This window comes from Streptomyces paromomycinus (assembly GCF_003865155.1).
Lineage (GTDB): Bacteria > Actinomycetota > Actinomycetes > Streptomycetales > Streptomycetaceae > Streptomyces > Streptomyces chrestomyceticus.
In genome coordinates, this window is sequence record NZ_BHZD01000001.1 from 8,322,601 (window position 1) to 8,337,501 (window position 14,901).

The 14,901-nt window shown below is 69.3% G+C and carries 3 protein-coding genes; all 3 read left to right on the forward strand.

What is annotated here, in order from left to right; all coding sequences use genetic code 11:
* Positions 1-392: 392 nt before the first annotated feature.
* From OEIGOIKO_RS35945 to OEIGOIKO_RS35955, 3 genes are read left to right on the forward strand one after another with little or no spacing between them, the layout of a single operon-like run.
* Positions 393-6,275, forward strand: a complete 5,883-nt coding sequence (locus OEIGOIKO_RS35945) for a DEAD/DEAH box helicase (RefSeq protein WP_125057543.1) — start codon at positions 393-395, stop codon at positions 6,273-6,275.
* Positions 6,272-8,635, forward strand: coding sequence for a hypothetical protein (locus OEIGOIKO_RS35950; protein WP_246177759.1), 2,364 nt, complete (start codon positions 6,272-6,274; stop codon positions 8,633-8,635). The genes OEIGOIKO_RS35945 and OEIGOIKO_RS35950 overlap by 4 nt, the downstream gene beginning before the upstream one ends.
* A gap of 56 nt (positions 8,636-8,691) precedes the next feature.
* Positions 8,692-14,748, forward strand: coding sequence for a hypothetical protein (locus OEIGOIKO_RS35955; protein WP_125057544.1), 6,057 nt, complete (start codon positions 8,692-8,694; stop codon positions 14,746-14,748).
* The last annotated feature ends 153 nt before the right edge of the window (positions 14,749-14,901 follow it).

Below are 14,901 nucleotides of genomic sequence, written 5' to 3' on the forward strand. Positions count from 1 at the left end.
GTGCGGCCGGCCTGGGGCAGACGTTTTCTGCGAAAACGGAGGACGTTGGGTTTCGGCCTTCTCCGAACGTCCCGCAAATGAGACAGGATTCCACTACGATGTGACGGTCTGGTGAATCCCGGTCCTCCAGTTGTGTAGGAATCGTGGGCGGGGATGCGTGGATGCCTCGGCCACGCCCACGCAGAGACTGAGGGGGCGAGTGGGGTGGGTGAACTGCCCGTAGGAAGAGCCGGCTGAAGCGGTTGGTGCAGAACGAGAGTTACTGGTGCGGACCTCCGGGGGGAGTTCCTCGGGTTCCGGTGCGGCGGGTATCAGGCCCGGTACGCGGAGCCCGTCCGGTGGGGTGGAGGGGCAAGCCCGTGGGCAAGGCTGGCAGCCAGGTTTCGGCCGCAGTGCGCAAAGTCATCGAGATCGTGGCCGGGTACCCGGCCGGTGTCGCTCGGGGCGAGCTGATGCGCGTGACGCGGCGCCGCGGCGGAATGCCTGAGCAGCGGCTTGCCCGGCTGGTCGGCGAGGCAGTCCAGGCCGGACTGCTGCGCGAGGAGTCCGACGTGCTCTTCGTCGTCGAAGCGGCCTCCGTCGCAGGGGCGACGACAGCGAGTGCGCCGGAGCCGGACTCTGCTGCTTCGGCGGGGCAGCACCTGATGAAGGCCGTGCTCATCGATGTGGAGAGCATCGTCCGCACCACCACAGCCGAGCCATATGTGCAGCGCGACGTCTACGAGGTGGCCGCCCGGCGGTTCGGAGCGGACCAGGGCTGGGTGTCCGAGCGACCGGCCTGGCACCGTTACGTCAGCCTCGGTGCTGTGGCGGACCAAGTGGTCGAGCCTGCCGTACGCACCGCTGTCAGGAAGGAGGGCGTGCCTGCTTCGCAGGTGTGGCGGGAGCTGGCCGTATACACAGCCGCCGCAGACATCGTCGTCGCGTACAACGGGACGGGGCTCGACTTCTCACTGATCCGGGAAGCCGCTGAAGCGGCTGGATGCGAGGATCCCCTCGCAGGGCGGCGGACGGTGGATGCGTTGTACCTGGCTCTTGCCCTGTGGCCCACTGCGCCCACACACCGTCTCCACCTTCTCGCGGCCGAGACCGGTTTGAGCACAGAAGATCTGCGAGCACACGCCGCGTCCGACGACGTGCGTTTGCTCGGCCGGCTCCTGGAGCGGGCAGCCGACGAACTTGTCGCCTTGGGCACCGGGACACAATCACTCATCGCTGATGTGTGCCATGATTCGGATGCCTGGCGCCTGCTGTTCGAGCTTGCGTACGGTACGCAGACGTTGCAGCGGGAGCGGCGCGCCTGGGACCGGCGGGAGGTAGCCGATCTGCTGGCCGGCACTTTTGCTGCGCACCGGCCGGTACGCACTGCAGGCACACGGCGTGTTCCTGTGCAGCTTGCCCCGGAACTGGTCAGGAGTGACGGCCGGGTGGACCCGACGGCACTCGCTCGGATCGTGCACGGTGCAAGGGTCGAACCACGCCCCGCACAGCAGCGCATGACGGCTGCGCTGCAGACGTGGGCCGAACACGGTACGGGGGGCATGCTCGAAGCGCCCACCGGAACCGGCAAGAGTTATGCCATCCTCGCAGCCGCTCTGGACTTCCTGGCCGCTGATCCACGCCGCACCGCCGTGATAGCGACCTTCACCAAGCAACTCCAGAGCCAGCTCGCTCGCGACATTGAGGACCTGCAGCAGGCTGTTCCCGGGCTGCTTGCCGTCACCGACTTGGTCAAGGGCGCCGTCAACCGCGTGTCGCTGTCCGCACTGAACCAGTCACTCGCCGACGCCACCCGGACTCGTTCCGGTCGGCGTCGCCGTGATGGCTTCACCGCTCATCCGCGCTTCCGTGAACTCACCGTTTTTCTGGCGCTTCGGCTGCGCGCTGCCACCAGGCCCCCACTGACCTGGACAGCGCGTTCCGTGGACCCGGTCGACGTACCCGCTTTCTTCTCCGACTACCTGGGCCCGCTGCTTCCGCTGTGGCTGGAGTCGCTTTCCCAGCGCGACGGCGACTTCAGCGCTGGATCCGGCAGCAGCCTGGCCTGCCATACTGACACCGTACGCGAGGCAGTGGCCGGCCACCGCCTCGTCCTCGCGAACCACGCTCTCGCCTTGGCCCACCTGGACGACCTCCAGTCCCTCGGTCGCAACACCCTCCTCGTCCTCGACGAGGCTCACGAGCTGGAGAACGCGGCCACCGCCGCCCTCACCGACCAGATCGACTATCAGGAGCTCGAAGCTCTTCTGACCGACCTTCTCGTGTGGGCCGACGAAGTCAGCAGCGACGACGGCCGAGCGGCTGTCGCAGACCTCGATCGCCTGCTTGACGACGAGCAGCTGCCGCGGCAGGTCGCTCAGGTCCTGGACGCTCAGATCAAGGGTGTCGGGGTGCGCATCGGCAGCCGCTCGGTCACCTTGATCGGTCCGTACAGCGGCACCGCGCACAGCCGTCAGGTCCGCCGCCTCTCCCGCCACCTCGAACGCTGTGCCCGGGCCGTCAACCGCGCTCGTGCCGCCGCAGAACGGTACCTGGCACAGAACTCTGTGCATTTGGAAGTGCTCGCCCGTGAGAGGGCGGAGCGTCTCGTCCGGCGCGCCGAAGATGTCGCCGATCGGCTGAACCGCCTCACCACGTGCATCGACGCGTTCTTGTCTCCTGCTCCGACGCTGACCGGCACGTTGCCCTCGCGCGTTGTCTACGTCGAAGAACTGGCAGAGCCCGACAGCCACCTGCGGGCTTACCGGTTCCGCATCGCTGCCAGCCCCGTCGAGCTGCCCGCGACCCCTGAGTGGCGTCGTTTCCTCGACTCCTTCGACCGCGTTCAGTACGTCTCCGCGACGCTGCGAGTTGGCGGTGACTGGGAATTTCTGTGTGGCCGTCTCGGCCTGCCTCCCTCCCTGCCCCGGCTGGCCCTGCCGTCACCGTTCGATCTGCGTCGCCAGGCCGAGCTGGTGTGCTTCTCCGACTTTCCTTCGTGGGCGGAGCAGGAAGAAGGGGCCGTTCGTGTCGTCGCGCACCAGCTCGCCGGATTCGCCGAGCAGGTGATCGGCAAGCGTCCGGACGGCGGAGGCTGGGACGGCGGCGCTATGGTCCTCACCACAGCCAAGGCCACGGCTGCGGGCATTGGTGCCCACCTCGTCGAACAGCTTGCGGCACGCGGGATCACGGCCCCGGTGGCCGAGGCGTTGACGCTCGGCAACGGCCGCGCGTACCAGACCTTCACGGACCAGGAGAACGGCGGTGGCTTCCTCGTCGGCACCCGAGGGCTGTGGCAGGGCGTCGATGTGTCCGACCCCGCACGGCTGCGACTGGTGTGGATCAACAAGCTGCCGTTCGCACCGTTCGCTGCGCCTGTGATCGAGGCCCGCAGAGCCGCGGTGCGCGAACGTGCCGCCGAGGCGGGGCACCCGGATCCCGAGGGTGCTGCCACCGAGCAGTACTACCTGCCCCTCGCAGCGCTCCAGTTACGGCAGGCGGTCGGGCGGCTGATCCGCTCGTCCCGCCACCGCGGCGTCATCGTCATCAGCGACCGCAAGCTGGGCGGACACAGCGCCTTGCGCCGCCTCTACCGCCGCGCCTTCCTCGGCAGCCTCGACGACGGACTGGAGTGTCCCGACCCGCAGACCGGTGAGACCGGGGGCGGCAACGTGACGACCATGGCGGACGGCTGGCAGCGCATATGGACCTTCCTCGCCGACTCGGAGCTCCTCGACCGCACCCGTGCGGCGCAGCTGTGCACCGAAGAGGCGCTTGCCCGGCACACACTGCTGCCGTACACGCGCCGCATCCACGCCCTGCGGCTCAGCGCTCAGGAGGAGACGGACCTGAGGGAGAAGGGCTTGCTGGCCGACGAGGTCTGCACCCGAGCATCCGAGGTCGCCGGGCTGCTGGGGCTGTCCGACGAGCCGGTCGCCCTGAAGCCCGCACAGCTCGCCGCGATCAGGGCGGTCACCCAGGGCCGCAACGTACTCGGCCTCCTGCCCACCGGATTCGGCAAGAGCTTCACCTTTCAGCTACCCGCGCTCCTGCTGCCTGGCGTGACCATCGTCGTGAGCCCCCTCGTCGCGCTCATGCACGATCAGGCACTGGAACTGAACCGGTCCATCGGCGGCGCGGTCCGTGCTCTGATTTCACCGTTACGCGAGTCCAGCAGCCGCGCGGGCAAGACCGAAGTGGCCGATCAGCTCCTCGGCCGGGCCGATCACGGCATCCGCCTCGTCTACGTGAGCCCCGAACGCCTGTGCCAGAGCCGTTTCCAGACCCTCGTACGCCGGGCGGTCGAGGCCGGGGTCGTACGGCGCATCGCGATCGACGAGGCGCACACCCTCGTCCAGTGGGAGGACTTCCGGCCGAGCATGCGCCGCATCGGACGGTTCCTCGGTGACCTACGCGATCGGGACGGTGTGGCGGTGACCGCCGTGACCGCCACCGCGAACCGCTCGGTCCACGAAGCACTGCGCACCCAGCTGTTCGGGGTGGCCCGTGACATCCCGGAGCCCGGCTCTCCCCAGGAGGGCCGGGAGGCCGCAGGCGAGGGTGCGGACGGCGATCTGGTGACCGTGCAAGAGAACCCCATACGTCCCGAGCTCTCCCTGCACCGCCGCACCATGCGCCGACTCGGCCCGAGCGGAATCACGGGCCTGGTGGAGCAGGTGGTCGATGCGCTTGAGGGGCACGCCATTCTCTACTGCCTCACTGTCAAGGAGGTCAACAGTCTCTACACGCACCTGCGTGAGTACCTGGGGGAGGCAGCGGTACGTGTCATGCGCTTCCACGGCCGGCTCACCGAGGTCGAGAAGGCCGCGACCATGACCGCCTTCCGCGAGGCGCCACACGAGGACGAGGCCGGTTTCGTCCCTGTTGTCGTCGTCGCCACCTCGGCTTTCGGCCTCGGCGTCAACCGCCCCGACGTGCGGACCGTGCTGTGTGTCTCACCGCCCACCGACCTGTCGGCTCTGTACCAGCAGATCGGCCGCGCCGGACGCGACAGCGTGGGCGGGGCCGGCGCCCCGGGCCGCCCCGCCAACGTGGGGCTCGCGCTCGCCACCGGCCGGGGCCTGCGCACCGCACGCTTCATGGCCGGACAGGATCTTCCGGTGTCCGCACTGCGCCGCGCCGCCGAGCTGCTGCTCTCCCTCCAGGACGGCAGCTTCGCCGCTGCCGATGTTGCCGAGCGGCTGATGGGGGAGGAAGCGGCGCGAGGCGCGCTGCCCGAGAACGAGCTCTCCGACCGCCACCAGCGCGAGCGCCACCAAGCCGCGGTCATGCGGGCGTTCAGCGTCCTCGCCGACCTCGGCGCGGTGACCGATCTCGGCGATCACCCGCCGCTGTGCGCCGTCAGGCCCGGCGACATCGCCGACCCCGAACGGTCGCCCGGGGCCCCTGCCCAGGAGGGTCAGGACATCGAAGATGCCGTCGTCCGGGCCGGGCTGACCTGGCGCACCCCGCACCGCGTCGACGTCCTGGCACTCGACCGGGAGCTGGCGCGTGACCTTCCCGGCTACCGGGACGTGGCCGACGGCCCCGCGGCCACCTGGGAACTCCTGATCGGCCTGCACGACCGCGGTTTGCTCGACGTCTCGGCCGCGCCCAGCCACCACCTGGTTACCGGCCTGCGCGTGCACCGGCGAGCCGTCCCCGCCGGCTACCTCCCCCTCATGACGCGGAGGTCGGCCAGAGCCGCTGAGGAACTCGACCGGCTGCGCGCCTTCTTCGACGCGCCGGGCCGTTGCGCCCAGCGAGTCCTCGCCGACTACTTCGGTGTCGGTGACCTGCCCGAAGGGAGCTGTGCCCGGGCCGACTGCCGCTGCTCGGCCTGCTGGAACCGAGGGGACTGGCCACTAGGTGAGCACCGCCCCGCTGTCGCCGAGGCGTTCGCCGGCCTGCGCCCGCACGACGGCGGAGGCGTCGACGCCACCCTGCGCCATCACCACGTAGACCGCCAGGTCCACCGGCTGCTCCAGCTCCAGCCGCGCGGTATGCACCCCAGGCGCCTGCTGCACGTACTGCGCGGTGACGAGAGCGCGTACCACGCGGGCGAACGGCGCATGGTGCCGCTGCCCGAAAGCCTGCGCGCCAGCCGCTACTTCGGCGGCCGGGCCGGCATCACCCAGGGGCAGGTGGACGAAAGCCTCACACGCCTCGCGGCAGCCGGCAGGGCTGAGCAGAACGACAGCGGACTGTGGCACGCACGGTCCGGCAGTCTCTCCGCGTTCCACCGCGCGGTTCTGTCTCACCCCGTCAAGATCAACCAGCAGGGGGAGCCCCGATGAGCATGCTCGCCGTCCCTCCGTCCGCAGTCCCGCCACCCCGGCCCGCACCGCCGGCTCCTGACATCTGGCGCCCCTACGAGCACGACCCGGTGCTCACCCCTGTCATGGCGCGCTCTCCCGAGGCCACCCCACCGGCGGACCTGCTACGGCTGCGGCGCTACCTGGAGACCGTGGCGCACGACCGCTCCGGCCCTCTGCACACCGCTGTCGCCTTCAACGCCGCCTACTTCGGTTACGAACCAGGAGGTGAAGGCTACGGCAACGGCCCCTTCGACCTGGATGTGTTCCCGGTCTTGACCTGGGGCGAGGAGACCCCCGCGGTTCCGGTGGGTGCCATGGTCCGGGTCGACACCGGCGGTTCCAGCAAGCTGCTGTACGCGGAGGTGGTCTACAAGGAGGGCCGGCACCCGGAGGTCACCGAGGACGGACTGGTGTTCCCGGCCTGGGTCTCCGGAGCTCCGGCCGGTGCGTCCGGACCGGGCGAGGTGGCACAGGGCCGGACATGCCTGCGCCGGGAGTTGCTGGTGCCGGATCTGGAGGCGTTCGGCCCCGCCCTCCACCTGGACGAAGCGAAGCTGCGGGCGCTGCTCAACCGGGGGAAGTGGCTGAACGCCGACGCTCATCTGGTCGTCCACGGGCGCTACAGCGGTACCGCCCCGGCCGGTGAGGCCGAGGAGTTCGTCGAGCATCTGCTCACCGTCCAGCGGGAATCGTTGCTCCACCCGAACGTGCCGGTCTCGATCGCTCACCTCGCGGCGGGCATCGGCACAGAAGATCTGCGGGCCGCGTTGCTCAACCTGCTCGCAGTGGTCCGGCGCGCCCTGCGAGGGAGCGACGTGCTGCGGTTGTGGCAGGAATACGCGGTGACGCGGTCCCGGCTCGCCGAGCGGCTCGCCTCGTCCGGAGCACTGGGGCGCGAGGACATGATCGCCCTGTCCCGTTCGGTGACCAATCCGCCCGACACCGGCCGCCGTCGGCACGGACTCGCCACCTCGCACACCCGCTACCTGTCCGTAGGGCCGGCCTTGCGCGCGATCGGTGGTGCCGCGCCGCTGCTGTCCGGAGTGGGGTATGCGGTCTCGGTCTGCCAGGCCAATCTGGTGATCGCCGACTGCCTGCACAGCGAGTCCGAGGACGGACTCTTCGCGGAGGCCGATATCCGCGTCAGCTTGGACGACAGCTTCGAACAGGGTGGAGTGTGGCGCACCCACCGACCTGGCTCCGGAGAGGACGAAACGGGAGACCCGTTGACGCCTGCGGGGCGCGGCTGGCTGGATGCCGTCGCAGGGACCGTACCCGATCATACTGGGCTGGAGGAGCCCGCGGCCCCGGGCACCGTGTCGGGCTCCGCCGCGGCGGAGCCCGAGCTCGAACCGATCGACGCGCCACTGCTTGAGGCGGAAGGGCTCGGTTTCTCCGACAGCCTGCGCGTGGACGACAGCGAGATCACCTGGCGTCAGCCGTTGCGGCTCGCCCATCTCCTGGAGGATCGCCTGCCGCTGCGGCCGCTCGTACTGATGCACCTGCGCGATCATGGATGCGACATCCGCACAGTACGGCTGGAACTGCTTCATCCCGGTGGCGAGCTCGATCCGGACGAGGCCACACAGGATGTCACCCTGGTCGGTGACGACGAAGGAGGCGACCTTACCGACGTCCAGTGGCCCTTCGACTTCTTCCCTGGTCTGTTCCTCACCGTCCAGTGGCCCAGGGGAGGGCGCGTCGTCCGCGTCTCCACCACCGAGCTGGACCAGCCTGTCGAGATCGATGGCTGCTACATCGGTCATGAGTTTGATCCTCGAGTTCTCACCCGGGATTCCGCACCCGGAAGCGACCGCAGCGCCGATTCGCCGGCCGGGCTCGACCCGCACCACCTGGTGCTGCGCGCCGTTCGCCGGTGCGGTCTGCTGACCCTGGACGGTCACGCCCTTCTCGATCGCGCCGCGCTGCCGCGGGCCGTGTACGGTGACGTTCCGCCCCAGTCCCAGGCCGACGCGCTGGACCAGGCGGCGGAGGAACTCATCGCGGAGCGGCGGCTGTATGCGGCAACCGGCAGCCGGGACACCCAGGGCGTCCCGCACCATCCGGCGCGCGAGGGCGAGACCTGTATCCCGTTGGTCGGCTACGACCCGGCGCCGAGGCCCACACCGCGCCGGTCCTCCCACCACGGCGCCTCCGCCAAGAGCATGCGACCGGAATACTTCGTACACGGATTCCTCCGGCGCCTCCCTGCCGGCCAGGAGGCCAGCGAGGACCGGCGCATCGCTTACCGGGAGCACTCCCGTCTGCTGGGCAAGGCGGACGGCTGGGAGCTTCCGCCCGGCTACACCTACGTCACGGGCCACGCACGCTGCCGCTGACCCCGGCGGTTCCGGACCCGGATCCGTCACTCACCCAGAGGAGACCTGACCGCCCGATGGCACCGCACTACCACGACGTGACAGAGTCGCTGCACGTAACCCCCCGGCCGTTACGCCAACGGCTGAAGAGTTTCGCGGACGCGCTGAACACACTGGAGCATTCCGTATGTGACGCCCTGGAACAGCTCTCCGCCGATGATGTGGAGGTGGCGCTCAACGCGCTCACGCCCAAGGGCAAGCAGTACATCTTGCAATCGGTCCGCATCCGCAAGATCGCCCCGCGTCGGGTCGGCAAAACGCTCAGCGAGCAGGTCCTCGTACGAGCCCGCCAACTCCAGGACGAGAGCGGTCGGACACACCTGACCCAACACCTGACGGAGCGGGTCTACGGGGACCTGGTGGACAGCGGAATCACCGCGGAGGGCCGGGAAGCCGTACCGGTCCGCCCTTTGCGCTGGAGCGCGGCACTGCTGCGGCTCACGGTCTTCTGCCGCATGTCAGCTTCTGTCGAAGGAGCCCACCTGCTGCTGTGGGTGGCCCGGCAGCCCTGGTCCGCCGAGGTCGCCGACCCCACCGCGCTGGAGGCGGCGTGCGGGAACGCCGAGGCCGTCATCGAGGAAGCAGAGGGCCTGCGGCAGGACCCGCACGGTCGCCAAGCGCCCACGACCGAGGGCTCGCCTGTCGAGCGACCTGACCGGGAGCTGGTCGGACCCGCTCAGGTGGCGTCCTCAGACCCCGCCGCGCTCTACGCTCAAGCAGAAGCAGCGGTGGCTGCCGGACGTGTAGCTGCGGAACGGATCCACCGTGCCCTCAATGACGGGCGACCGCCCACCGACACGGATCTTGCCACCCTCAATGCCGTGGCTCCGGCGTTCCACGCTGCCCGCCGTGGGCTGCCCGCTGTGGGCGACGAGGCCCTCCTGCGCCTTGCCGACCTCGCGGCCGCACTGGAGGCGCTGCGCGCCGAGCGCACCAGGGATGCCACCGCCCGCACCTCACTGACCCAGTTGGCAGCCGCCACCTGCGCTTCTGACAGTTCGATCGCCAAGCCGCTCGCCGAAGCCCGATCTCGGGCGAGCGCCCTGCTGGCCGAGCAGACGTGGAGTGCCGCGCACCGCGATGAGGCCGGCACCCTGGAGCAACTGGTGCACGTGGTGCTGCTCGGTGCACAGCCAGACGCCACCACGGACTTGCTCGCCGCCCAGCGGCAGGTTGCTCAGGCTGCGCCCCAGTACTCCATGCTTCTGCTCTTTGCGGACCAGGTGCAGCTGCCCGACAGGGCACCGACGGACGGAACACAGCTCCGAGAGAGCACACAAGCCGGTACCGGACCGCAGCCGGTGACCACCGCGGCCGAGGAGAGCGGACCTGCCATACCGGAAGAAGCGGCCCGTGAGGCCGGGGGCGAGGCCGCGACACCGGACCATAAGGGCGGGGCCCCGCTTGAACAGACCACTACCGGGGCGCCCGACGGGAAACGGTCGACAGAGCTGGAGAACGTGGCACCGCGTTCCGCCGCCTCTCCCACCAGCGGGCTGACGGAGCAGACCTCCTCGGTGGCCGAGTCGGCGCCGCGACTGGCGGTGGAGCCGGATCCGACTGCTCAGCTCCGTGCTGTCGCGCCGCAGCAGCGGCCCGGGCACAGGACCCGTGCGGCCACCGCTGTGCCGTCTCTCTCCATGTCCGGCACCGCGGTACCTGCTGCCGTGCTCAACCTCGACGCCGTCCTGGCACAGCTCGTCCGCGAGCGTAGGTACGGGCTGGCAGCCCACCTTTCCCGCGCGGCTGAGCGGCCCGCCACCGAGGAACGTGCCCTGAGCCTGGCGGGCCTCGCGACGGCCCTGCGGCTGCGGGGCGACCGGGCCTGCTCGGCGGTCGTCGAGACGCTTTTCGACTCCGATGCGGACTTCGCCGGAGAGGGCGCGGCGCACCTGCTGGTGCTGCCGGCACTGCTCAGGGCGGCGCTTGTCACGGGGGAGCACATCGTGGGTGCAGCGCTCAAGGAACTGCCTGCGCGGTTGCCTGACGCGATGGGGCAGATGGCCGGGGCCGTCGCCCAGCGCACACTCGAAGGCGCCTTGGTTCTCGCGCCCCTCAGCGTTGTTCTCACTGGTGCACCGGGTGCCGAACAGCGGCTGCGGGAAGCGACCGACGCCTGCCGGGATCTGCTCAGAGCCCCGCACATCCGCTACTACAGAGCGACCAAGCTGGTGGAGCGCTGGCTGGAGCGCGGCGGCGTGCTCGGCCCTGCACTGCACGCCATCACGGAGGGAGCTGCCGACGCCGACGACCGGGCCACGGCTCTGCTGCAGGAGATCGGACGGCGTTCGGACATCGAAGCAGCGATCGACCGCCTCGACGCCAAGCTGCGCGGCTCCCGCGCGCCGCTGCAGGGCGCCGGGCGGAACGACGTACGGCAGTTTGCCGAGCGGGTCCGCGAGAGCGTGCGCATCTGGCAGCTGGCCCGCCGTGAGGCGGTGACGGCCCGCTCGGCCGAGCAGGGCTGGGCCGTGGAGACGGTTTCTGTGCTGCGCACGCGACTGCTCGCACTCGGTGACGCCGCTCTCGACGAGCTGGCGGCCGAGGAGCGGCAGTCCGATCCGCTTGCCGCCGCGGCTGCCTTCACTGCACGTGGTGAACTCAGTGCGCTCTTGGCTGAGTTGCGCGAAGAAGCACAAGCTCCGCGGTCTGCCGTGACTGAGGATCCCCGGTGCATCCTCGACGTAGAACTCCTGAAGGTCGGTGCGCCGCACGACGGCGTACTCCGTTTGGAAGACCTGTTGCAGGCCGTCGACGCGGACTGGGAGCGGGCGCTCGCCCGTCAGATCGGACATGACCACTTTTCGGCGGTCCGTACCATCGCCCACCTGCACACCCGGGGCGTCCTGCCCGGTGGCGACAGCTTCGAACTGGACGAGAGCCGCCTCGATCAGCTGCTGGCGAAGGAAGAGCTGCGCAAGCGGCAACTCAGTGAACGCCGGGCGGAGCTGACCGCCGAAGTCGGGCGGGCGGAGGCCGAGGACGCCGTCACGCCGGAACAAGGCATTCACCTGCGAGAGCTCCTCGCCGACGCGGCCGAGTGCACCGAGTCGGGGCAGCCGCGTGAACTGGCCGACATCCGGCGCAACCTCGACCTTGTCGACGACCTCGTCCCGCAGTACCGGAACCAGGCCACGCAGGAGTTGCGTAAACGGCTCGACACCCTGCCCGGTGCCAGCGCCGAGGAGCGCGAACAGGTCGAGCGTGCTCTGGAGTACGGCAATCTGGGAACCGCTGCCGAACTGGTCTATTTCCTCGAACTCGACGAGAAGATGCCCGAGATGCGGCTTCAGGAGTCCCGTTTCGAGGAGTTCTTCCCGGAGGTCCCCGCAGCGCTCTCGGACGGTCTGACGTCCGAGGTGATCGAGTCCGTCCGCGCTCGTGGCCGGCACCCCGACTGCGCAGTCCTGGATTACTCCGGGCTCTCCGCAGAAGAGGCGGAGCGCACCACGGACGCCCTGCAACGCTGGACCAAGCTGGCCACTACCCGGCAACGCCACGACATCAATCCGCGTGAGGACCTCAGCCCTGCCGTAGCCCTGCTCGGTTACCAGGCACGGGCCCGTCGCCTCGACAAGATGCAGCGCGGCCGCGACTACGGGTTCGCCGAGCTGTACGAGACCACGGTGACCGGCCGTGCCTGGGCGCCCGCCTTCGGTTCGCACATCGCCGACAACGGACGCAAACTGCGCTTGCTGCTGGTGTGGGGGCAGCCTTCGGCCCGGCGGCTGATGGACCTTGTCGAGCTCGACCCGGACCAGTCCAGCCTGTTGGTGGTGCACTTCGGCACCATGAGCGCCAGAGTCCGCGCCGACCTGGCCTTGGCCGCGCAGGGCGCCCGCCCGCTGCTGGTTGTCGACGACGCCGCACTCGCGTATCTCGCCGCGCACGGGCGCAGAGGTGTCGACGCGGCGACCGAGATTTTGTTGCCGTTCTCTTCCGTCAACCCGTACATCAAGGAGAAGCGGGGCCGTATCGGCTGGGAGATGTTCTACGGACGTGACACCGAGCGCAAAAGCATCCTGGACCCCGACGGTACGCAGGTGCTCTACGGCGGTCGCGGGCTCGGCAAGTCTGCACTGCTCGCTGACGCCGGTGAGCGGTTCGAGAAGCAGCGTCCGGGGGTGTACCGCAAGCTCTACGTCAATCTGGACCCGCTGAGCATGAGCCGTGCCACATCCACCGGAGCCGAAGCGGTCTGGCCGGAGCTGGAGCGCCGGCTCGTCGGAGAGGGAATCCTCGCCGAACCGAAGGGCAAGGACACTCGGGTGGCGCCGTGGCGTCGGGTCCAGGACGGTATCGAGTGCTGGCTGCGCGAAGACCCCGAACGACGATTGCTGGTCCTGCTGGACGAGTGCGACGGATTCTTCGAGGCCGACGCCGTACGGCAGTGCAGCGAGACCCGCCTGCTGCGGGCACTGGCAGAGCTCTCCGACGCGACCCGGAACCGGGCGAAGGTCGTCTTCGCGGGCCTGCACTCGGTTCACCGCTTTACCCGGCACGTGCAGAACACGCCGTTCAACCAGATGGCGCAGAATCCCACCGTGGTCGGCCCGCTCAAGCCACAGTTCGCTGCTGACTTGTTGCTGTATCCGATGCGGGCGCTCGGCTATGAGTTCGCCGACACCGACCTGGTCAACCGGGTCCTCGGCTTCTGCTCGTACCAGCCTTTCCTGCTCCAGATATTCGGCCACCGGCTGGTGCGTGCGATGCAGGACAAGCGGCTGAGGGAGCGGAACCAGCCGCCCTACCAGATCGACGGTGACGACATCTCGATGGTCGAGCAGGACCCCGACCTGCGTGCGGAAATCACCAAGGCGTTCCAGGCCACGCTCGACCTGGACGACTGCTATCGCGTCGTGGCCGACGTGCTTGCCCGCCACGCCCGCGAAAGGGGACTGCAGACCCGGCTCAGTGACCGGGAGCTGCGCGAGGAGTGCGAGACGTGGTGGCGTGCGGGCTTCCACCGTCTGGACAGCGTGAGCTTCCGGGCGTACCTGGAGGAGATGGTCGGCCTGGGTATCCTCGCTCCCAACCATGACGGCGCCGGCTGGCACCTGCGGGGCCCCAACGCTCTGCGAATGATCGGCACTGCCGATGAGATCGAGTCACGGCTGCTGCGTGCCGAGGAAGACTGCCGTCTTCAGGACACCGTCGTACTGGAACGCCGCCCACGGATTCTCAATGGCGACCGCTCCGCCCCGCTCACTGTCAACCAGATCGACTATGTGCGCGGCGACGGCAGCCGCAACCTCGTGCGTGTCGTGCTGGGCTCCGAGGCAGTAGGCGTCGGCAATGTTGCCGACACGCTGTACCTCACCACCCTCCAGGCGCCTCGCTGGTCACCCGTCGTCACGTGTAGCGCGCATGGCTACCGCAAAGAGTTGCAGGAAGCGGTGCGGGACGAGCACCGGCTGGTGGTCAGTGATCTGCGGGCCAAGCCGGTGAAAGTGAACCGATGTCTCGAGTCCCTCACGGAGGCGCGGGACCTGCTGCATGACAACGGCACCCGCACCGTCGCTCTGGTGTCCGATACCACCCAACTCGACTTCTGGTACGAGCTTTTCACGAGCTCCGGGACGAGTCTGGTTGGCCACAGCGAATTGGTCGTGCTCAAGCGCCTGGACGCCCACGGCGTGCGGGACTGGGCGCAGGACCACAGCCTGTTCGAAACGGAGCAGCGTCTCGAAATGCTGGCCGCCGCTACCGGAGGCTGGCCACTGCTGCTCGACCGCGCAGCGGAAGAACACGAGCGTTGCCGTGATCAGGACCGCGCGTTGAGGCTTGTCGACGAGTGGTTGAACAGCGCCGAAGGCGCCGAACGGTTCGTGGAAGCCGTCGGTCTGCCGGACGACGAAGGCCTGTGCCACGCGTACGGGGTGCTCCTCGCAGAGTTCGGGACCGAGTGGAGCGAGTACGAGGACCACCTGACTGCTCTCGCAGTGGCCGACATCGAACCGGAACGGGCAGGGCCGCTGCTCACATGCCTGGACGCTCTCCAGGTGTTCGACGACGACGGCGGCAGGCGGCGCTTGGAACGGGTGCTGGCGCGGGCTTGGCGGACCATGCCGTAGCGCGCCGGCGCCAGGTGATGCGCGTGTGAGCGCTGCCGCTGCGGCCACACGCGCATCGCCGACCACGTCCGTCGTGGCAGGTGGGGCGGGCGGCTTTCGCCCGGTGCCTCCCCAGCGCCCTACACCCCGCGCCCCCGCGCCGCCATACTGAAC

Bases quoted from the DNA above. Each gene is read 5' to 3' on its own strand.
- OEIGOIKO_RS35950 (WP_246177759.1), top strand. From the start codon at position 6,272: ATGAGCATGCTCGCCGTCCCTCCGTCCGCAGTCCCGCCACCCCGGCCC.
- OEIGOIKO_RS35955 (WP_125057544.1), top strand. From the start codon at position 8,692: ATGGCACCGCACTACCACGACGTGACAGAGTCGCTGCACGTAACCCCC.